Genomic DNA, 20,451 nt, shown 5'->3' with positions numbered 1-20,451 from the left:
AAGGAGCACCCGTGCAAAACTTTGTTGGAGTCGGCGTCTTCCGGGGCCGTGTCATTGGCCCGGTCCGGCACATGCCGCCCGCCCTGGCCGAACCGCCCGCTGGTGAAAAGTTGGAAAGTTCGACGACGCCCGAGACTGCCGCTGCAATCATCAAGAACGCCGGGGCAACAGTCAAGGCCCAGCTGCTCGAGCGTGCCGCCCGTGCGGACGGCGCCGGCAAGGAGGTCTTGGAGGCAACGGCCCTGATGGCCACCGACCCGATGCTGATCAAGGCGGCCGTCAAGCTCGTCAACACCGGGACATCCGCCGAACGGGCCATCTGGGAGGCGGGCGAGTCAGTTGCCCAGATGCTGACGAACCTTGGCGGCATGATGGCTGAGCGCTCCCACGACGTCCTTGACGTAAAGTCGCGCATCATTGCCGTTTTGCGCGGCGTGCCCGCCCCGGAAATCCCCGACTCTGCTGAACCGTTCATTCTGGTGGCGGAGGACCTGGCCCCGGCCGACACGGCCACGCTGGATCCCGAGAAGGTCATTGCCCTGGTCACCGCCGGCGGCGGGCCCCAGTCGCACACGGCCATCATTGCCCGGGCCCTGGGCCTGCCGGCAGTTGTGGCCGCCGCGGGTGTGTCCGGATTGGTCGACGGCGGGCAGGTTTTCGTTGACGGCTCCACAGGCGTGATCAGCACCGAGCCTGGCGAATCAGAACGCGAAGCGGTGGCCCTCTGGCTGCAACAAGCCTCACTGCTGAGCGTCTTCGACGGCAGCGGACAGCTTGCCGACGGCACGCTGCTGCCTCTGCTGGCCAACGTTGGCGGAACCAAGGACGCCCTCGAAGCCGCCGCGGCCAACGCCCAGGGCGTTGGCCTGCTGCGCACCGAATTCTGCTTCCTCGGCAACACCACCGAACCAAGCCACGACGACCAGGTTGCCGCCTACAAGGGAGTCTTTGACGCATTTCCCGGCCGGAAAGTTGTTGTCCGGACCCTCGATGCCGGAGCAGACAAGCCGCTGCCCTTCCTGACGGATGCCACCGAACCGAACCCGGCCCTCGGAGTCCGCGGCTACCGCACAGACACCACCACCCCGGGAGTGCTTGCCCGCCAGCTCGCAGCCATTGCCGACGCCGCCGCGCAGTCCCAGGCGATGGTGTGGGTCATGGCACCCATGATTTCAACGCCCGCAGAGGCCGCCGATTTCGCAGCCATGTGCCAGACGGCCGGCCTGCCCACACCAGGAGTCATGGTGGAGGTCCCCTCGGCGGCACTCACCGCCCGGCACCTGCTGGACCACGTGGAATTTGCCAGCCTGGGCACCAACGACCTCACGCAGTACACCATGGCTGCCGACAGGCAGCTGGGCCCGCTGGCGGCACTGAACGACCCGTGGCAGCCCGCCGTACTGGCCTTGATCCAGGCAACTGTTGAAGGCGCCGTTTCCCAAGCCAAACATTCGGCCTCGCTGGCTGTGGAGGACTCACAGCCCAAGCCGGTGGGCGTGTGCGGGGAGTCGGCAGCGGATCCCGCCCTCGCCGTCGTGCTTGCAGGGCTGGGCGTGACGTCGCTGTCGATGACTCCACGGGCACTTCCGGCCGTCAGCGCAGTCCTGCGCACTGTCACCCTGCCGCAGGCGCGCCAGCTGGCCTACAGGGCGGTTGCCGCCTCGTCGGCCGCCGAAGCACGCGACCTTGTCCGTGCAGGGCTCCCTGCCTTGTCCGAACTGGGCCTCTAAACACCTTCCGGCCGCACCGGCCAACGATTACAACACAGCGACCACACAACTCTTAGGAGCACCCCATGATTGAACGCACAGCCATCATTGCCAGCACCGTCGGACTGCACGCCCGCCCCGCCTCGATCTTTGCCGAAGCCGCCGGCGAGTTGGACGCGGAAGTGACAATTGCCCGCGTGGGCGACCCCATCGAAGAGGCTGTGGATGCCGACAGCATGCTGGCCCTGATGAGCCTCGGCGTGGAGTACGGCGAGGCCGTTGTGCTGCGCACCGAAAATGACGCCGCAGCCGACGCGCTGGAGGCACTTGCACGCATCCTGGAAACCAACCACGACGCCTGATCCACGCACTCCCGCAATACCCCGTGTCGCGTCCATTTTCGGGTGTGATGGCGGGGTTTTTTGCTGTTTGACAGAGTGCACTCCGAGGGTACAAAATGTCCCATCTGCTAGAATTTAAGGTCTGCCCGTAGCGATGCAGCAGTAAGTCGCAAGCAAATGACCTCCTTAAGGGGATGAACAAATGCCCAAAGACCGAAGCATGACTCAACCGGATTCAGGTGTTAAGGACACCGGAGACCGACCGCACACGCGGCTCAAGAAACCCCGCGTACTCAAACTTAAGAAGCGCCGCCTGGGGGTCGACGACGTAAATGTTGTCAATGGGCCGATGCTCAAAAAGGCCCTCGGCGGCACCGTTGTTGGAAACACCATGGAATGGTACGACGTCGGTGTCTTCGGATACTTGATCGGCACCATGGGTCCGGTGTTCCTGCCGGATTCCGATCCCTCAGTGCAAACACTGTTCCTGCTGGGCACCTTTGCCGCAACCTTCCTGGCCCGCCCCCTCGGTGGAGTGGTCTTTGGCTGGCTCGGCGACAAAGTGGGACGCCAGAAGGTGCTCGCCACCACATTGATCGTCATGGCCGCCTCGACGTTCGCCGTCGGGCTTCTGCCCGGATACGCCCAAATCGGCATCTGGGCCGCCGTGCTTCTGGTCCTGCTGAAACTTGTCCAGGGGTTCTCCACCGGCGGTGAATACGCAGGTGCCACCACCTTCGTCAGCGAATATGCGCCCGACAGCCGGCGCGGCTTCTTCGCCAGCATCCTGGACCTCGGCAGCTACATGGGCTTCGCCATCGGTGCCGCGCTGGTCTCCGTGCTCCAGCTGACCCTTGGCCAGGACGCCATGGAACAGTGGGGCTGGCGCCTGCCGTTCCTGATCGCGGGCCCCCTGGGTCTCATTGCCGTGTACTTCCGCATGAAGATCGAAGAGTCCCCCCAATTCCAGGCGACCCTGGACGCCAACGAGGAAAACTCGAAGTCTGCTGCGGCCGGCGACGAAAACACCTCAAATGGCCCGGTCCGACTGGTCCAGGTCTACTGGCGCCAGATCGTGCTGGCCATGGTCCTCGTGGCAGCAGCCAACACCGTGGGCTATGCCCTGACGTCCTACATGCCGACGTACTTGACGGACTCCAAGGGTTACGACCCGGTGCACGGAACCTTGCTGACCATCCCCATCCTGGTCGCCATGGCCCTGTGCATACCGCTGACCGGACGCCTCTCCGATAGAATCGGCCGCCGTCCCGTGCTGTGGGTTGGCGCGATCAGCACAGTGGTGCTGGCCGTCCCCGCTTTCGCCCTGATTGGCGTTGGTCCCGTCTGGACCACGCTGCTGGGACTGGCGTTGATCGCCTTCCCCGTCACGTTCTACGTGTCAAACCTGGCCTCGGCACTGCCGGCATTGTTCCCGACGTCCAGCCGTTACGGCGGCATGGGAATCGCCTACAACTTTGCCGTGGCAATTTTTGGCGGCACCGCACCGTTCATCATCCAGGGCCTGATCGAGCTCACGGACAATGACATGATGCCCGCCTACTATCTGATGCTGACGTCCGCGATTGGTGCAGTTGCCATCTACTTCCTGCGGGAATCTTCCCAGAAGCCGCTGCCCGGCTCCATGCCGAGCGTGGCAACGGACGAGGAAGCCCGGGAGCTGGTGGCCACACAGGATGACAACCCGCTGCTGGACATGGACTACCTGCCCTTTGATGAGACCTACGAGCCGCCGACCCCGGGCACGGGCATCCCGGTCACCGTGGGCCGCCCCGAAAACGGGAATTGAAGCCCCCCGTGTGAACGCAACGGGCATCCCGCCCCGGTTTCAAAAAGCAACCCGCAGCAGCAGCTGCGGGTTGCTTTGCGTTGGACGCCAGTTCACGAAAATCGCGCCAGCGATACCCGTGCCCGCAAGTGGTGGGCCCACGCTCGCAAGCTGTGCGGCATCGCCGGAGTAATGACGGAGGTGGAACGCGCATGGCGCGTCTCCCTGTCCGGAGTATCCATCGCCGACCTCGCTGCCCAAACAGACAAACACCCCATCGAGGAGACGCTGGCATCGGCGTCAAGCCGCTAGCGGGAGTTTCTTGGGTTGCGGGTTCGAGGGTTGCATTCTGCCCAGTCAGTGCATGTTCTGTGGATTGGTTCCATGACCTAACTATTCTCTGGTGCTCCGGAGCCCAGTTTCGGACAAGCGGGCACCAATATCGGGGAAGAGGAGGGCTACACCGCCCTCCAGAAGCTTCCGATGTGAATGTGGGTTGTGATTATCGACAGTGTCGGAGTCTGATCTCGACAGATCCACAAGAGAGCATGGTCGGCTACGGACAGTTCGCCGCTGAAACTGGTCCGAGGAGGCTCTTGCGACGACGCGAGAGCACACCAAACGTCGCAATGGCCAGCCATAGCGACGTTTCGTGTACATTCGCGCCGGCTTGGAGCACATTCCGTCCGCGCCGCTCTTGTCCGAAGGCCACGAAGTTCTCATCGAGGTAGTCCACGACGGCGGCAACTGTCCCAAGCCCCGCAACGGTGGCATTAACGTGTCCGCCAGCGCCAGACGCGTGGATTCCCAAGGCATGCCTGACAGCTTCGAAGGTCTCGGGAGACGAGGTTGCCGGTGGCCCTTGGTGTCGGCAAACGCTGCCAGCCTCCAGCTGGTTGAAGAAGCCGTCCTCGCCATCCATCCGGTTGGCGAAGCGGTGCGGCGGTTCCCACACGGCCACGATGCTGCCCAGCGATTTCCGGGCCGGCAAGTGGTGGGCCGGCAAGTGGGGACTACCGGCCGCGATTGCCTGCCGCAGCCGCGAGCCTGTCCGGGACGAGCCTGGCCAGCCCCATGAGCGTGGCATAGCGCCGCGACGGGATGGAGACGGCCTTGCCTGCTGCATTGTCGGCCAGCCCCTCGCGCACCACCCGGTCGGCGTGGAGCCACATCCAGGATTTCACCCGGCCCATGTTGGCGCCCATGCGCTCGTGGAACTCGGTGTGCACAAATCCCGGACACACGGCCGTCACCTGCACGCCCTTGGGTCCGTACCGCAGGTTGGCGAAGCGGCTGAAACTTGTCAGCCACGCCTTGGCTGCGCCGTAACTGCCCCTGGGTATGAACGCAGAAACGCTTGAAATGTTGATGATCCGCCCGTTGCCGCGTGCCAGCATTCCGGGCAGGACTGCATGCATGAGTTCCATCGGGGTTTGGGCCAGGATGCGCAGGTGCGCAGCCTCGTCCGCCGCAGTGTTCTTCTCAAAGGCGTTGACCAGGCTGAAGCCTGCATTGTTGACCAGCACGGAGACCGGCCGGGCAGGGTCCGCCAGTCTGGCGCTGACGGAAGCAACGCCGTCGTCAGTTATCAAGTCCGCCGGCAGCACCTCAACCTGCACGCCAAAGTCTGTCCGCAGCCGCACGGCCTTGGCCTCCAGCCGCGCGGTGTCCCTGGCCACCAGCACCAGGTCGTGCTGGGACCGGCCCAGCTGCTGGGCGAACTCGGCCCCCAGACCGGATGTGGCTCCCGTGATGAGCGCTGTGGAGCGTTCCATCTAGGCCTCCCCGGGGACGTCGGTGTACTGCGTGTACAGCTCCGGATGCTTTTCGATGAACCGGGCGGCATACGGGCAGTGCGGGATGATCCGCTTGCCCGAGGCCACCACGTCATCGAGCGCATAGCGGACAAGCACTTTGGCCAGGCCGCGGCCGTCGAAGCCAGGCTGGGCAATCGTGTGGAGGAGGTCGGTGTGCCCCGGCAGGTCCTTGAACGTGATGACAACGGCCAATTCGTCGGCCGCGAAAAGTTCGTACCGGTGCCGGGCATCGTTGCGGGTCATCCGCACTGTGGCGTCGAAGGGGTCGGAAGCCTGGGCTGCATTCACACTCATAAAGTGAGCTTGGCACACTGAGCAGGTGCTGGCAACAGCCTTCCAGCCACACCTTTACGCGACGGCGCCGCCCTGCCACAAAGCTGTGAACGGCGCACCGGACGTGACCCGGTTCTTGATGCCCGCGGTGACGAATGCCTTGGCCGTGCGGGCGGCCTCCAACGGTGAGGCCCCCTTGGCCAGCTCGGCCGTGACTGCAGCCGCCAGGGAGCAGCCTGCCCCGGAAACCGCCACCTCGCCAACCTTTGGTGCGGAGAGCACCTCCAACGTCTCGCCGTCAAAGAAAACGTCGACGGCGTCTGCGCCTTCCAGCCGCACCCCGCCCTTGGCGAGCACTGCGGCGCCGCTGATCTCGTGGATCTTGCGGGCGGCCGCCTTCAGGTCCTCAACGTTGTTGATTTTAAGGCCGGAGAGGGACTCGGCCTCAAAGTGGTTGGGCGTGACGAACGTGGCCAGCGGCAGGATCTGGGCCTTCAGCGCCTGGTCGGTGTCCAGGGCGTGGCCGGGCTCCTGGCCCTTGCAGATCAGGACCGGGTCAAGCACCACATTCTTGAAGGCGGCGGCCTTGAGCGCGGTTTCCACCGTGTTGATGGTGGCGGGGCTGCCCATCATGCCGATCTTCACGGTCTCCAGGACCGTTGGTGCGCCGGAGGCGGGGCCATAGGCCGCAGTCGTGGCTTCCAGCTGGTCGGCAATGACTTGCTGGTCCACCGGCACAAAGCGGTGGTTCCAGTTGTCCTTGGGATCAAAGGAGACGATGCAGGTGAGATTAACAATGCCGAAAACGCCCAGCTCCTGGAACGTTTTGAGATCGGCTTGGGCACCGGCACCGCCGGTCGCTTCGGATCCGGCGATGGTCAGTGCAAGTGCGGGAGCGTTTGTTGTCATGGAACTATCTTGCCACCTTGGACGGGTCTTCCAATGGTCGTGTTACGGCTGTAGATTCAGCCTTGGCGCGAGATTTTCCGCCTCAACTTCAGGAGCTTGCCATGGACACCGAATCCACAGCCGTAGTTTTCATTGAGTTTCAAAACGATTTCACCTCCAAAGGCGGTGTCTTGCACGACGCAGTCAAGGACTCCATGGAAGCCAACGGCACCTTGGACAACGCCGGGAAGGTCCTGGCCGCGGCCCGTGCAGCCGGGGCGACTGTCATCCACTCCCCCATCAGCTTCGCCCCCGGATACAACGAGATCTCCAAGCACCCCTATGGAATTCTCAAGGGTGTTGTTGATGCCACAGCATTCGTGAAGGGCGCTTGGGGCGCTGAAATCATGGACAGCTTTGCCCCTGAGGGCTCTGACATTGTCATCGAGGGCAAGCGCGGCCTGGACGCGTTCGGCAGCACCAACCTCGACTTCATTCTGCGGGCCAAGGGCATCAAGACGGTGGCATTGGCGGGATTCCTGACCAACTGCTGCGTTGAATCCACCATGCGCACGGCCTACGAGCGCGGCTACAACGTGGTGACCCTGACCGATGCAGTGGCTGCCACCAGCGTTGAGGAGGGCGAGTCCGCGGTGAAGTTCGACTATCCAATGTTCTCCACGCCCACCACGTCGGCAGAGTTCATTGCGGCGTTGGACTCGTCAGGGACGGACTCCCCAGGGTCGCTGGAAGACTCCTCGCGGGGGTACTAATTTTCCCGCGCCCGTTGTCAGGCTCAAGGGCCGGCCAGTGCGGCAAGGGAAATTCGAGCCGGAGGGTGTGCGCTGCGCCGAGAATGACCCTCGGTCGCGAGAATGCGTCAAAGATACGCCGTTCTCGCGGGCTTGAGTCATTCTCGACGAAACAGCCTCGGAACTGTGCGGGTTTGGCCCCTTCTCGGCGGGTATTTCGGTCTCCACCCCGGCGGAGCCGCTTGGATCGAATGATCTGGCATTCCAAGCAACGTCCGTAGGGCCACGGCGGCACGTTCCGGGTCCCTGCCGCATACATTCCGGACGAAAGCGGCTCGAAAACTGACAGCCGGGATGGCGGGTGCCCGGCTGAACCACCCACGAAGGGGGTTAGCGGCCAGAAGGGGTCTCAAGGGACAAAAAAAGCCGCCGCCTGCCGGAATTTCCATGGTGTGCACCATGGCAATCCTGCAAACGACGGCATTTCCTGCAACGTCGGTGGGCCCTGCGGGGCTCGAACCCGCGACCCACGGATTAAAAGTCCGATGCTCTACCAACTGAGCTAAAGGCCCGACCTAATGCCAACCGCACAATGATGAATTCATCCCTGCAAAAGTTGACGCATATCAGACTACCGCACGGTACACACCAGAACGCAATTTCGGCCCGGATTCCGGCCACTGCCCTCCCGCGGGTGTCGCAACCGGCCAAATACCGGCCCAAGACCCGAAACTGCCCGGGCCGCGTCTCTCGACCGTGCCGGACAGCGGGGGTAGTGTCGTGTCATGAACGATCGACCAGTCAGCAACGCTCCCCGACCGCACAAGCCAGTGCCCTTTGCACCGGCCGACTTTGAGCCGTTTGCAGGTGGCACCGACCCCGCACGCGTCTCGGAGGCCGCCCACCTCGCCGCCCGCGCACTTGTGCACAGCGGCCGGGCGAGCAACGACCCCGAGATCACCAAGCGGCTCGTGAAACTTGCGGACAAGCAGGGCCTTGAGGCCATTGCCGAGATGTGGGCGGCAAGCCCTGCCCGTTCCCTGCCCGGCGCGCTGTGGCGCCTCTACGCCTTGCGTGCCGCAACGCTGCAGGACCCCGCGGGCATCAGTGTCTTCTTCCGTGCGGGCCAGCAAAAGGCCCAGGTCTCCAACGCCGTCGCCGGTGTGGCTGAGCCTCCGGGAGCGGAGGAAATTACCGTCATGGCCAATGCCATTCTCTCCGGCGCGTTCGACGGCGATTTTGATGTTGCGCTTGAACGTTCAGCGGCGTTTTGCCGGGTCATTGCGTTGGGCCAGGCAACCATTGCTGTTGAGCGTGAAGTCGCTCACCCCGAGCATTCGGCCACACTGACGAAAAAGGCCCACCAATTGGTGCGAACAGCGGAAGATCTCGAGGGCGCTGCCAAGTCGTGGCGCAAGGGTGAACTCGACTAACCACAGGCCCCAGTTGACAGCCGGCCCAAGACGTAAGAGACTGAAAGCGGTGTCGAACCGTGGAACCCCCGGGCTCCATTTTATAGCCGCTTTGAGCGGCCCAGTGCCGAGAGGCGCTCCCGGTTCGGCACCACTTTTATGCCGTGAATCTAACTGGATAGCCCGTTCGATCCGCCAACAAAAAGGCCTCTAAAGTGAAGCTTCGACTTTTCCCCCAGGAGACTGCCGGGCTTCAGGCACTGGCCGGCATGGCCGAACATGCCCTCGCAGGAACACACACCCTGGCCGAGCTGCTCGGCGCAGTACGGGCCGACTTTGCTTCCCTGGCCGAAACACTGCGCCAACACGAAGCCGCATCCACGGCAAGTTTTGCCACACTCCTGACGACCATGCGGACCAGCTTCATCAACCCGCTGCCGCGTGAGGACCTGTACATCCTGGGCCGGCTGCTGAACGAAACCAACGAGATCCTCACGGGTGCCGGGGAAATCATTGAGCTGTACACCCTTGACCGCATCCCGGCGCGGGTCAGCGACCAGCTGGAAATCCTGTCCCGCCAAGCCGAGCTGACCGTCGCCGCCATGAAGACGCTGAACGACCTTGACAGCTTGGAGGACTACTGGTTGGAGGTCCTGCGCCTGGCGAAGCGGGCCGACCACACCCACCGCGCCGTCGTTGCCGAATTGCTGGCGGCCCACAGCGCCACCACCTTCACGAAGTACCGGATGCTGGCCGACCAATTCGCGGCAGCCAGCCGCCAAATGCGGACAGTTGCCACGCAGGTCGGCAGCATCATCGTCAAGGAATCCTGACTGTTGGTCACCGCCCTGCTCAGTGCCGTGATCGTCACTGCGGCGATATTCGCGTTCGTCAACGGCTTCCGCGATGCCTCGTCCGCCGTCGCGCTTTCAGTGCGAACCCGCGCCCTGACGCCTACCGCCGCCCTCCTGCTGGCGGGCCTGTTCAACTGTTTTGGCGCGTTGGCCAGCGTGGCGCTGGCGACAGTCTTTGCGCAGAAGTTGTTCACCGTCCCACCGGGGCGGAACGGGCTGATCCTGCTGCTGGCAGCGCTGATTGGGGCGAGCCTGTGGGGCGTGTACCTTTGGTGGCGCGGCTTCCCATCCTCGTCCACGCACGCCTTGATCAGCGCCCTGGTCGGCGCCTCCCTCGGTTCGACCATCATCGGGCACCCGCCGCTTGCAGGCATCAACCACACCATGCTCGCGCTGGTGCTCCTGCCGCTGCTGGTCTCCCCCGTCGTTGCCTTCGTGCTTGGTTTCGCGGCGGTCTACCCCACGTCCTGGGCTGCCCGGAACTCTGCACCAAACCTGGTGAACAAGCGCGCCCGGCAGCTGCAGTCGGTGGCGGGTGCCACCGTGGCATTTGGGCACGGCCTCCAAGACGGCCAGCGCACGACGGCGGTCGTCCTGTTGGCGCTGATAGCCGCCGGTAGCATCGGGGCCGGGGAAATACCCCTGTGGGTGCCGATCTTTACCGCCGGGCTGCTCACCCTCGGGACCTTGTTTGGCGGCTGGCGGATCTCCTACACCTTGGGACACCGGCTGGTCCGGATCGATCCCATGCGCGGCTTCGTGGCCCAGCTGGTGGCCGCGGGCCTGCTGTTTGTTGGCGCGATCGGCCTGCACATGCCGCTGTCCACAACCCACACCGTCACGGCCGCCATCGCAGGTGCCGGGGCGAACCAGCGCTTCGCAGTGACGAACGGCCGGATACTGGCCAAGATTGCCGGCGCCTGGATCGCCACCCCCATTGCCTGCATGGCGCTGGGTGCGTTGTTCGTCCTGGCGCTCTCACCGTTGAGCTAGGCGTCCCCTTGAGCCGGTGACGGTCGGCGGATGCTCAGCGTCGACGCCGCGGGCAGCCTGAATTTGGTCTTCCTGCCTTAAATCAGCAGCGGCTTCGGTGGCCCGCCCTGTCCCGGTCTCAGGGCATGGCTGCACAACGAACGACGGCGACACCCACCGCGGAGGTGGGTGTCGCCGTCGTACTCTGACAGGCCCGCGAGGGACCCGCCGCACAGTGCGAGCAGTGCGAGCGGGGATTACCCGAAGCGGCCGGAGACGTAATCCTCGGTGGACTTCTCTGCCGGGTTGTTAAAGATGGTGGCCGTTTCGGCAAACTCGATCAGCTTGCCGGGCTTGCCTGTGCCTGCGATGTTGAAGAAGGCGGTCTTGTCGGACACACGGGCAGCCTGCTGCATGTTGTGGGTCACGATCACCACCGTGTATTCGTCCTTGAGCTCGTTGATGAGGTCCTCAATGGCGAGCGTGGAGATCGGATCGAGGGCGGAACACGGCTCGTCCATCAAGATCACGTCCGGGGACACCGCGATGGCCCGGGCGATGCACAGGCGCTGCTGCTGGCCGCCGGACAGCCCGGAGCCGGGCTTTTCGAGGCGGTCCTTGACCTCATTCCACAGGTTGGCACTGCGGAGTGACTTCTCCACGAGCGCCTCGGCGTCGGACTTGGGCATGCGGCGGCTGTTCAGTTTCACGCCCGCCAGCACGTTGTCGCGGATGCTCATGGTGGGGAACGGGTTGGGCCGCTGGAACACCATGCCGATTTGGCTGCGCACCGTGACCGGGTCGACGCCGTCGGCGTACAGGTTGTCGCCGTCCAGCAGGACCTTGCCCTCGACGCGGGCGCCGGGGATGACTTCGTGCATGCGGTTCAAGGTGCGCAGGAAGGTGGACTTGCCACATCCCGAGGGGCCGATGAAGGCTGTCACGGACTTGGCGTCGAGCGTGATGCTGACGTCCTCCACGGCACGGAAATCACCGTAGTACACATTCAAATCGCTGACATCAATACGCTTGGACATAACTAAAATTCCATTCACAAATAATTTAGCGGCCGGTTTTCGGCGCAAAGAGGCGGGCCACCAGGCGGGCACCGAGGTTCAGGAGCATGACAAGGATGATCAACAGCAGCGCCGCAGCCCAGGCACGCTGCGTGGACGGGTCGGGGTTCGACGGCGAGGTCGGCGTCATGATCTGCGTGTAGATGAACGTCGGCAGGGAGGACATCCACCCGGAGAAAACGTTCATGTTGATCGTGGAGGCAAAACCTGCCGTGACAAGCAGCGGGGCGGTTTCGCCGATGACCCGGGCGATGGCCAGGGTGACACCCGAAGCAATGCCCGAGATCGCCGTCGGAATGACCACCTTGAGGATGGTGCGCCACTTGCGCACACCCAGGGCGTAGGCGGCCTCACGCAGCTCGTTGGGCACGATCTTGAGCATTTCCTCGCTGGAGCGGACCACCACCGGGATCATGAGCACTGAAAGGGCGACGGCGGCGACGAACCCGGTCTTTGTCCCCGGACCCAGGATCATGGCAAAGAAGGCTGCGGCGAACAGGCCCGCGACGATCGAGGGGATGCCGGTCATGACATCGACCAGGAAGGTGATGACCTTCGAGAAACGGTTTCCGCCACTGTATTCCACCAGGTAGATGGCAGTGAGCAGGCCTACCGGCACCGAGATGATGGTGGCCCACAGGGTGATCACCATGGAGCCCACGAGTGCGTGGTAGACACCGCCAAGGACGGGGGTGCCGTCCTTTACCGATGCATTGTCAACGGCACCTGTCACCCCGTTCATCGAGGTGCTCAGGAAACCGGGCGTCAGCAGGCCGGGAATGCCGTTGGCGAGCACCGTCCAAATGACTGAGACGAGCGGGAGCAGTGCCACGAGGAAGGCGCCGACAACCAGCGAGGTCATCATTTTGTCGGTGGCCTTGCGGCGGCCTTCAACCAGGGCTGCGCTGGTGACGTTTCCGGCGGCAAACAAGACGGCGGAAAGCACTGCCCAGCCAAAGACGTGGAAGCCGATGAGGGCCATGAGCGCGGCGGCCACAACGATGGCACTGACGGCGATCACATAGGGGGTGTAGCGCGGGAGGTGGCCGCGGGTCAGCGCGGAGCGCTTGCGTTCGGTCATGAGCGTGGCCATCAGTTGGCTCCCGAGAATTCTTTGTGGCGGTTGATGATCCATCGGGCAACCATGTTGACCACCAGGGTGATGAGGAAGAGCACGAGGCCGGCCGCGATGAGTTCGTGCATGCGCAGGCCAAAGGCTTCGGGGAAGTTCAGGGCGATCTCGGCGGCAATCGTTTGGTTGCCGGAACGGATCAGGGACGCGATCAACGGTCCGGAGGAAAGGACCAGTGCCACGGCCATGGTCTCACCAAGCGCCCGACCCAGTCCCAGCATGACGGCGCTGATGATGCCGCCACGGGCAAAGGGAAGAACAGCCATGCGGATCATTTCCCAGCGGGTGGCACCCAACGCCAACGCCGCTTCCTGGTGCAGCATGGGTGCCTGCAGGAAAATCTCCCGGGTGAGTGAAGCAATGATGGGCAGCACCATGACTGCCAGCACAATGCCCGCAGTCAAAATGGTCTTGCCAGTGCCCGACGCGGGACCGCCGAAGATCGGGATCCAGCCGGCGTTCTCGGCCAGCCAGGCGTAAGGTCCCTTCAGCGAGGACGCCAGGAAGCTGGCACCCCAGGCGCCGTAAATGACTGACGGGATGGCTGCCAGGAGGTCCACCACATAGCCCAGTCCCCGGGCGAGGCCGCGGGGGGCATAGTGGGAGATGAACAAGGCCACTGCCACGCCAATGGGCGTGGCGATGAGCAGGGCGATCGTGGCTGCGATCAGCGTGCCAATGACAATCGGGAAGATGTAGGCGAAGAACCCCTCGCCCCCGGTGATCTCGGATGACGGCGCGCCAAAGGTCGGCATGGCCTGAACAACGAGGAACAGGGCCACGGCAAGCAGCACAGCAACAATCAGGGCACCGGCGGCCAAAGCCGCACCGGAGAAAACCTTGTCTCCGATGCGGCCTGTCCCGGCTTGCCCAACTCCTGCTTTGGGTTTGAGCTTTGTGGTGGACAATCTAGTGCTTTCTACTGATGATTACTTGGCGACGCTGATGGAGTCGATCGAGGCCTTGGCCTTGGTCGCCAGTTCGGCGGACAACGGTGCGCTCTTGGCGGCGTCCGCTGACTGCTTCTGACCTTCATCGCTGAGGACAAAGCCGCCAAATGCCTTGACCAGGTCCGCAGTGGCTGCGTCCGGGTAGCTGGCGCAGAACACGCCGTAGGAAACCAGGATTGCGGGGTAGGCCCCGGCAACCGTGGTCTTGCGGTCCAGCTTCAGGGAGAGGTCGTTGGCCGAGCGGCCTTCAACTACGGTGGCTGCGTCGACTGCCTTGGCGGCTGCCTCTGCGGTGACGGGCACGAAGGAGTCGCCAACCTTCAGTTCAGCCTTGCCCAATGCGTCGGTCACGGCCGAGTCATCGGCGTAGGTGATGGCGCCGGCGGTCTCGGTGACAGTCTTGACGACCCCTGAGGTGCCCTTGGCGTTTTCGCCCGGCAGTGCGGCGGGCCAGTCACCTGACTTCTCATCCGTCCAAACCGTCTCGGCTGCTGCCGCGAGGTAGTCGGTGAAGTTCTCGGTGGTGCCCGAGTTGTCCGAGCGGTGCACGGGCGTGATGGCCAGGTCCGGCAGGGTTGCATCCGGGTTGGCAGCCTTGATGGCTTCGTCGTTCCAGTTCGTGATGTCGCCGCGGAAGATCTTCGCGATGGTGTCGGCGTCGAGCTTGAGTGCCTTGACACCCTCAACATTGAACGCGACGGCGATCGGTGAGATGTACCAGGGGACGTTGATGGCGCCGTCGGGGCCGCACTTTTCCTGGGCGGAGACGAGCTCTTCGTCCTTCAGGTAGGCATCCGAGCCGGCAAACTGCACGGCGCCTGCGATGAGGGCCTTGCGTCCTGCGCCCGAGCCTTCAGGGGAGTACTGGATCTTGGCTTCGGGGTTGCCGGACTCAAAGCCGGCCTTCCAGGCCTCCATGGCTGCGGAGATGGAGCTTGCGCCCGTTCCGGTCAGCGTGCCGGTGGCGGAGGGGCCGGCGTTTGCCGAATTTGATGCGCCGTTGCCGGCGTCCACGACTGCGTCGGTGCCGCAAGCTGTCAGTGCCAATGCGCCGACAGTGAGAACTGCTGCCACGCGGCCAATGTGAAGTGCCTTCACGCTTTTTACCTCTTCGATGGGTGTCTTTGGATTTCGTACTCCTTGAGCGTAGGAGCAGCAGATGAAGCGACACCCCGCACTAGGTGAACGGAAGGTTAACGCTGCGGGGATTCTTTGAATTCAAGCGCGACGCCGGTCACAAACCAGCCGCTTTTGCGGCACCATGCGCCTTCCCAAGACGCGAGTGGCACGGAAACTTGAGGCAGCTCACAGGAATATTGCTTGCCCCGCAGCAGGCACATATATATAGTTGACATACATCAACTAATAATCTGTCACTTTTTGGAGCCATTTTGTCCCGCACACCCACAACCGCAAAGACCGCCCCCGGGCTGTCCGAATCGGGCATGACCCACCGCCAGGTGATGCAGTCACTGACAGGCCTGCTCATGGGCATGTTCGTCTCAATCCTCGCCGGAACCGTTGTCTCCACCTCGCTTCCTGTCATCCTCTCGGATTTGCACGGCAGCCAGACGGCCTACACCTGGGTCGTCACTGCCACCCTGCTGGCCACCACGATTTCAACCCCCATCTGGGGCAAGCTGGCCGACCTGTCCGACCGCAAACTGCTGTTGCAGCTGTCCCTGCTGGTGTTTGTGATCGCCTCGGCCATCGCCGGCTTCTCGCAGGACACGTCGATGCTCATCACCATGCGCGTCTTCCAGGGGCTGGGTGCCGGCGGTTTGACGGCACTGACCCAGATCGTCATGGCCGACATCATTTCCCCGCGTGAGCGCGGCAAGTACATGGGCTTGTTCGGCGCCGTCATGGCCCTGGGCACCGTCGGCGGACCATTGATTGGCGGCTTTATCACCGACGCCATCAACTGGCGCTGGAACTTCTTCGTGGCCCTGCCCTTTGCTGCCGTCGCCATCATCTTGATTCAAAAGACCCTCCATCTCCCGGTTCAGCCCAAGCGCAAGGTCTCCATTGACTACGCCGGCATTGCACTGCTTTCTTCCGGTGTCTCGCTGCTCTTGATCTGGGTGTCCCTGGCCGGGAGCCAGTTCGACTGGGCCAGCACAGCCACCCTGCTGATGGTCGGCGGCGCCGTCGTGGCCCTGGTTGCCTTCGTCATCGTGGAGCTCAAGGCTGCCGAACCGATCATTCCCCTGACCATGTTCAGGAACCGCACGTTCACGCTCTCAGTGGTCGCGTCCATCTCCGTCGGTGTGTCGATGTTCGGCACCTCCGTCTTCCTGGCCCAGTACATGCAGCTGGCCCGCGGCGCCAACGCCACCCAGTCGGGGCTGATGACCATCCCGATGATGGCAGGACTGCTGATCATCTCCACGGTTGCCGGGGCAATGATCTCCAAGTACGGCAAGTGGAAAGCCATCATGGTCATCGGCTCGGTGCTCCAATTGGTGGGCCTGTACCTTCTTGGCACCATCCACTACGACACCAACTTCGTGCTGGTCTCCGTCTACATGTTCCTGCTCGGTGCTGGCTTGGGCATGGTCATGCAGAACCTGGTGCTGATAGTTCAAAACGCCGTGACCCCGGCCGAGATCGGCGTGGCAAGCTCCGGCATCGCATTCTTCCGTTCCCTCGGCGGAACGATCGGCGTCTCGGTCCTGGGCGCCCTCATGGGCACCAAGGTGGTGGAACTGATGTCCGGCAAGTCAGCCGAACTGCAGGCCGCCATCGCCGGACTTGGCGAGAAGGGCAAGGACATTGGTGCGGCCCTCGCCAGCGGCAGCATCCCCTCTGTCCACGGGCTGCCGGATTCGGTGCGCACCATCATCGAATCCAGTTACGGTGACTCCGTGGCCTTCGTCTTCATGGTCGCGGCGCCCCTGAGCATCCTCACCATCCTGGCCGTGGCCTTCATGCCCAACCTGGAGCTGAGCAGCCAGACCCGCGACGAGCGCGAGAAGAGCGATGCCGCAGCCAGTGCCGGCCTGAACCGGGAACTGGCAGCCGAGCAGAATCTCGTTGACGTCAGCGAGGCCCTCGTGGCTGTCACTCCCGGTCCGGCCGCGACTTCCGCCCTCGACACCGCCGGTGGGCTTGAGCCCGAAGACGCCGGGGTGCGGAACTGACATGAGCCGCGCCAACGACCCCCTTGAGCTGCCCCCGCCCGAACCTGCAACCGGCCAGGACCTGTCCGGCGCCATTGCCGACGTCGAAAAGCAGTTCGGCATCATGGTCGTCAAGGCCCGCAACAGCATCAGGAAGCGGGCCGCAGCCATCCATCCGGAACTGCAGCCGATGGGCTACAAGGTGCTCACCATCCTGGCCAGGTCGGGCCCGGCCCAGCAGGTGGCGCTCGCGCAGGAGATGGCCGCAGACAAGGCCGTCATGAGCCGCACCATCAAGCAGCTCGAGGAGCTCGGCCTGGTCAACCGCATCGCGGACCCCAGCGACGGCAGGGCCATGTTGGTGGACATGACAGCCGACACGCATGCACGGTACGACGCTTCACTGTCGGACGCCCACCGCCTGCTGCACAACCGGCTGGCAACGTGGGATGCCGAGGAGGTCCGCCGTTTCGCAGACCTTCTTGGCCGCTTGAACGGCAGCCTGGACTGAGGCACCACCTGATGCCCCTGCAGTCCTGCAGTTCCCTGTCCGGCTCTGGCATAGACTGGTGCCCATGCCAGAGCTCGACAGGCCCGCCAAAACAGTCATTTTCCTGAAGCGGCGCGCCCGATTGGGTTTGCGCCGCAGCTGGAATTCGGTGCTCCAGGCCCTGATGATGGCCGTCTGCGCGGTGGCCGCCTATTACTTCTCCGAAATTGTCCTGGGCCACCAGGGTCCGTTGTTTGCCGCGACGAGCGCCATTATCGCGCTGGGGTTTACACGGGATCCACGCTTGCGCCGCGTGCTTGAAGTGGGGCTTGGCTGCACCATCGGCATTGCCGTAGGCGACATGCTGCTGCACTGGCTTGGCTCCGGCATTTGGCAGGCCGCCCTGGTGCTTTTCCTGTCGATCCTGCTGGCACGGTTCCTCGACAGCGGCATTATTTTCACCACCCAGCTGGCCCTGCAGTCCCTTCTGGTCGTGTTGCTGCCAATTCCCGACGGCGGCCCCTTCACCCGCAGCCTGGACGCCATCGTGGGCGGTTGTTTTGCCCTGGCAGCAACATTCCTGGTGCCCAGGGATCCCCGCCGCGAACCCAAGGATGACCTCAAGGAAGTCCTGGGCGAACTGTCCTTGGTGCTGCGTGAATGTGCCTCCGCCTTGTCATACAACGATTCAACGACCGCCTGGCACGCCCTTGTCCGCGCCCGCAGCCAGCAGCCGCGGATCGACTCCATGCGCCAAGGTTTGCGCGCCTCGGTTGAAATTGCCAGGCTGTCCCCGGTGTACAGGCGGCACCTGCAGGAAGTTGAGGGCCTGACGAAGCTGATGGTCCATGTGGACTACGCCATGCGTTCAAGCCGCGTCCTGGCCCGGCGGCTGGCAAGTGTGATCAACAATGCGGCACTTTCGGACTCCGGCACCGTGCACCTTGCCGAGGCCCTGAGCGGGACGGCGGGGGCGGTGGATGAGCTGGCCGCCGCCTTGTCCGACACAACGTCCCGGCCCTCACTGAGCCATGCCCGGGATTCCCTGGCCGACATTGCCATCCGGCTGCACCCGGGCGCATTGGAGATCACGCGCATGGAGGGTGAGGCCGTCGTGCTGCTGTTCCGCACACTCATGGTGGACCTTTTGGAGACAGCCAAGATGGACCCCTCCGAGGCCAGGGCGCTGCTGCCGAAACTCTAGTTGCTGCACCGGCGGGAGATGTAAACACGGCCCGGCGGCCAGCGGTGCGGCAGACGCCAGTGTCGGTGCCCGGCGATAGGGTTGAACCATGGCAACAAAGACCGCAAAGACCGCAAAGGCGAACGCCGGGCAAAACTTCCGCTGCACCGAATGCGGCTGGACCGCCGTCAAATGGGTGGGACGCTGTGGCGAATGCCAGGCGTGGGGCACCCTGGATGAAATCGGGACAGTTGTCGTCAGGACAACGGCTGCCACAACGGTGGTGAACCCCGCCCAGCTGATCTCCGAGGTGGACGCCTCCCAGGCCGCCCACAATCTCACCGGCGTGCCCGAGCTCGACCGCGTTTTGGGCGGCGGCATGGTCCCCGGCGCCGTAATCCTGCTGGCGGGAGAACCCGGCGTCGGAAAATCCACGCTGCTGCTGGACGTGGCCGCAAAATTTGCCCGCAACGACCATGGGCGGGAACCGAAAAAAGTGCTGTACCTGACGGGCGAGGAATCCGCCGCCCAGGTGAAGCTGCGCGCGGAACGCATTGGCGCCGTTGCCGAAACCCTGTACCTCGGCGCCGAAACAGACCTCGGCACGGCCCTTGGCCAGGTTGAGGCGGTGCAGCCGGCCCTGCTGATTGTCGACTCGGTGCAGACCTTCAGCAGCGCCATGATTGACGGCAGCGCCGGCGGGGTGTCACAGGTGCGGGAGGTCGCGGCGTCGCTCATTGCTGCGGCCAAGCGCCTGAACATGACAACCCTGCTGGTCGGGCATGTGACCAAGGACGGTTCCATTGCCGGGCCCCGCCTCCTTGAGCACCTGGTCGACGTCGTCTGTCAGTTCGACGGCGAACGCCACTCCCGCCTGCGCCTGCTGCGTGCGGTAAAGAACAGGTATGGCCAAACGGACGAGGTCGGCTGCTTTGACCTAACCGACGACGGCATTGAGGGCCTGGCCGATCCCAGCGGGCTGTTCACCTCCAGGACGAACCAGGCGGTGTCCGGAACCTGCATCACCGTGACCATGGAAGGGCGCCGGCCCCTGCTTGCCGAGGTTCAGGCCCTGCTGACCCCGGCGTTGGGTTCCCAGCCCCGGCGGACTGTGAGCGGCCTGGATTCCACGCGCATTGGCATGCTGCTTGCCGTGCTGCAGCAGCGGGCCGGGCTGCGCCTGGATGCCGACGACAGCTATGTGGCCACCGTCGGCGGGGCCAGGTTGAGCGAGCCGGCCATGGACCTGGCGGTGGCCATGGCCATTGTTTCAGCCAAGACCAACAATCCTGTCCACAGCAAAATGGTTGCGTTTGGCGAGGTGGGGCTGGCCGGTGAGGTCCGTCCCGTGCCCGGCATCAACCAGCGCATTCACGAGGCCAGCCGCCTCGGCTACTCCTACGCGCTTGTCCCGCGCAGCGCGGCAGGCCCCGGCGCGATCCCGCCCGATTTCACCGTAAAGGAGATTGAACACATCGCCGAAGCCACCGAACTCATCCTCCACGGCACCCCTGAGCCCCACCGCAGCTGAGCTGCCAAGGGTTCCGCGGTCCCAAGATACCGGCCAGTAGTGGCCGGTATCGGGCCTAATTGGCCAATTGGACAAAGCCGCCCTGTCCAATTGGCCAAGCCAGCCCATGGATCCGCGGATTTCCCACTATTATGGGCATTGGTACTCGCGCGGATTCCCGTGC

The 20,451-nt window shown here is 63.8% G+C and carries 19 protein-coding genes and 1 tRNA gene; 11 read left to right on the top strand and 9 right to left on the bottom strand.

The genetic code is table 11. The annotated features are described in order from the left end of the window. The first annotated feature begins 11 nt into the window (after positions 1-11). The 3 genes from AC1L6K_RS03490 (at position 12) to AC1L6K_RS03480 (ending at position 3,857) form a co-directional block, all read left to right on the top strand. A complete protein-coding gene (locus AC1L6K_RS03490; protein ID WP_480951345.1) occupies positions 12-1,730 on the top strand; it encodes a phosphoenolpyruvate--protein phosphotransferase in 1,719 nt (572 codons plus the stop codon). A gap of 65 nt (positions 1,731-1,795) precedes the next feature. Further along, positions 1,796-2,071, top strand: a complete 276-nt coding sequence (locus tag AC1L6K_RS03485) for an HPr family phosphocarrier protein (protein WP_480951344.1) — start codon at positions 1,796-1,798, stop codon at positions 2,069-2,071. Between the two features lie 181 nt (positions 2,072-2,252). After that, positions 2,253-3,857, top strand: coding sequence for an MFS transporter (locus AC1L6K_RS03480; protein ID WP_480951343.1), 1,605 nt, complete (start codon positions 2,253-2,255; stop codon positions 3,855-3,857). 535 nt (positions 3,858-4,392) lie between these two features. On the opposite strand, the gene AC1L6K_RS03475 is transcribed toward AC1L6K_RS03480, so the two are convergent. The 4 genes from AC1L6K_RS03475 to AC1L6K_RS03460 are packed head-to-tail and all read right to left on the bottom strand — an operon-like array spanning position 4,393 to position 6,835. Further along, entirely contained in the window at positions 4,393-4,791 is a 399-nt protein-coding gene (locus AC1L6K_RS03475; RefSeq protein ID WP_480951342.1) for a hypothetical protein, read from the bottom strand. Positions 4,792-4,849: 58 nt separating this feature from the next. Then, complete coding sequence (locus AC1L6K_RS03470; RefSeq protein ID WP_480951341.1) at positions 4,850-5,611, bottom strand: SDR family NAD(P)-dependent oxidoreductase; 762 nt, start codon at positions 5,609-5,611, stop codon at positions 4,850-4,852. Continuing rightward, the gene (locus tag AC1L6K_RS03465; protein ID WP_480951340.1) at positions 5,612-5,947 is read right to left on the bottom strand and encodes a GNAT family N-acetyltransferase; all 336 of its coding nucleotides are present in this window, start codon (positions 5,945-5,947) and stop codon (positions 5,612-5,614) included. It abuts the gene before it with no gap. A gap of 54 nt (positions 5,948-6,001) precedes the next feature. Then, a complete protein-coding gene (locus AC1L6K_RS03460) occupies positions 6,002-6,835 on the bottom strand; it encodes a hydroxymethylpyrimidine/phosphomethylpyrimidine kinase (protein ID WP_480951339.1) in 834 nt (277 codons plus the stop codon). A gap of 101 nt (positions 6,836-6,936) precedes the next feature. On the opposite strand from AC1L6K_RS03460, the gene AC1L6K_RS03455 reads away from it, so the two are divergent. Next, the gene (locus AC1L6K_RS03455) at positions 6,937-7,587 is read left to right on the top strand and encodes a cysteine hydrolase family protein (RefSeq protein WP_480951338.1); all 651 of its coding nucleotides are present in this window, start codon (positions 6,937-6,939) and stop codon (positions 7,585-7,587) included. A gap of 478 nt (positions 7,588-8,065) precedes the next feature. On the opposite strand, the gene AC1L6K_RS03450 is transcribed toward AC1L6K_RS03455, so the two are convergent. After that, positions 8,066-8,138, bottom strand: a tRNA-Lys gene (locus AC1L6K_RS03450). A gap of 213 nt (positions 8,139-8,351) precedes the next feature. Between AC1L6K_RS03450 and AC1L6K_RS03445 the strand changes: the two genes are divergently transcribed. From AC1L6K_RS03445 to AC1L6K_RS03435, 3 genes are all read left to right on the top strand, one after another. Further along, a complete protein-coding gene (locus AC1L6K_RS03445) occupies positions 8,352-8,999 on the top strand; it encodes a hypothetical protein (protein WP_480951337.1) in 648 nt (215 codons plus the stop codon). 194 nt (positions 9,000-9,193) lie between these two features. Continuing rightward, positions 9,194-9,811 carry a DUF47 domain-containing protein gene (locus AC1L6K_RS03440; protein WP_480951336.1) on the top strand — a complete coding sequence of 206 codons (618 nt, stop codon included), beginning with the start codon at positions 9,194-9,196 and terminating at the stop codon, positions 9,809-9,811. A gap of 3 nt (positions 9,812-9,814) precedes the next feature. Continuing rightward, positions 9,815-10,825 carry an inorganic phosphate transporter gene (locus AC1L6K_RS03435; protein WP_480951335.1) on the top strand — a complete coding sequence of 337 codons (1,011 nt, stop codon included), beginning with the start codon at positions 9,815-9,817 and terminating at the stop codon, positions 10,823-10,825. A 236-nt stretch (positions 10,826-11,061) separates the two neighbouring features. On the opposite strand, the gene pstB is transcribed toward AC1L6K_RS03435, so the two are convergent. From pstB to pstS, 4 genes are read right to left on the bottom strand one after another with little or no spacing between them, the layout of a single operon-like run. After that, positions 11,062-11,841, bottom strand: coding sequence for a phosphate ABC transporter ATP-binding protein PstB (gene pstB / locus AC1L6K_RS03430; RefSeq protein ID WP_480951334.1), 780 nt, complete (start codon positions 11,839-11,841; stop codon positions 11,062-11,064). Between the two features lie 25 nt (positions 11,842-11,866). Further along, positions 11,867-12,973, bottom strand: a complete 1,107-nt coding sequence (pstA, locus tag AC1L6K_RS03425) for a phosphate ABC transporter permease PstA (RefSeq protein WP_480951333.1) — start codon at positions 12,971-12,973, stop codon at positions 11,867-11,869. Further along, positions 12,973-13,920, bottom strand: a complete 948-nt coding sequence (gene pstC, locus AC1L6K_RS03420) for a phosphate ABC transporter permease subunit PstC (RefSeq protein ID WP_480951332.1) — start codon at positions 13,918-13,920, stop codon at positions 12,973-12,975. Before pstC ends, pstA begins: the two co-directional genes overlap by 1 nt. Positions 13,921-13,941: 21 nt before the next feature. Beyond that, positions 13,942-15,060: a phosphate ABC transporter substrate-binding protein PstS gene (gene pstS / locus AC1L6K_RS03415; protein WP_480951331.1), complete on the bottom strand. Its 1,119-nt coding sequence runs from the start codon at positions 15,058-15,060 to the stop codon at positions 13,942-13,944. Between the two features lie 347 nt (positions 15,061-15,407). On the opposite strand from pstS, the gene AC1L6K_RS03410 reads away from it, so the two are divergent. The 4 genes from AC1L6K_RS03410 (at position 15,408) to radA (ending at position 20,288) form a co-directional block, all read left to right on the top strand. After that, positions 15,408-17,105 (top strand): MDR family MFS transporter, encoded by a 1,698-nt coding sequence (locus AC1L6K_RS03410; RefSeq protein ID WP_480952686.1) that lies wholly within the window; start codon positions 15,408-15,410, stop codon positions 17,103-17,105. 1 nt (position 17,106) lies between these two features. Beyond that, entirely contained in the window at positions 17,107-17,595 is a 489-nt protein-coding gene (locus tag AC1L6K_RS03405) for a MarR family winged helix-turn-helix transcriptional regulator (RefSeq protein WP_480951330.1), read from the top strand. A gap of 64 nt (positions 17,596-17,659) precedes the next feature. Beyond that, positions 17,660-18,778 carry an FUSC family protein gene (locus AC1L6K_RS03400; RefSeq protein WP_480951329.1) on the top strand — a complete coding sequence of 373 codons (1,119 nt, stop codon included), beginning with the start codon at positions 17,660-17,662 and terminating at the stop codon, positions 18,776-18,778. Between the two features lie 88 nt (positions 18,779-18,866). Then, positions 18,867-20,288 carry a DNA repair protein RadA gene (radA, locus tag AC1L6K_RS03395; protein ID WP_480951328.1) on the top strand — a complete coding sequence of 474 codons (1,422 nt, stop codon included), beginning with the start codon at positions 18,867-18,869 and terminating at the stop codon, positions 20,286-20,288. Positions 20,289-20,451: the final 163 nt, after the last annotated feature.

It is taken from the genome of Specibacter sp. BI4, assembly GCF_056680095.1.
The sequence above is the reverse complement of the archived record's forward strand: the minus strand, read 5'-3'. Positions and strand labels throughout refer to the sequence as shown.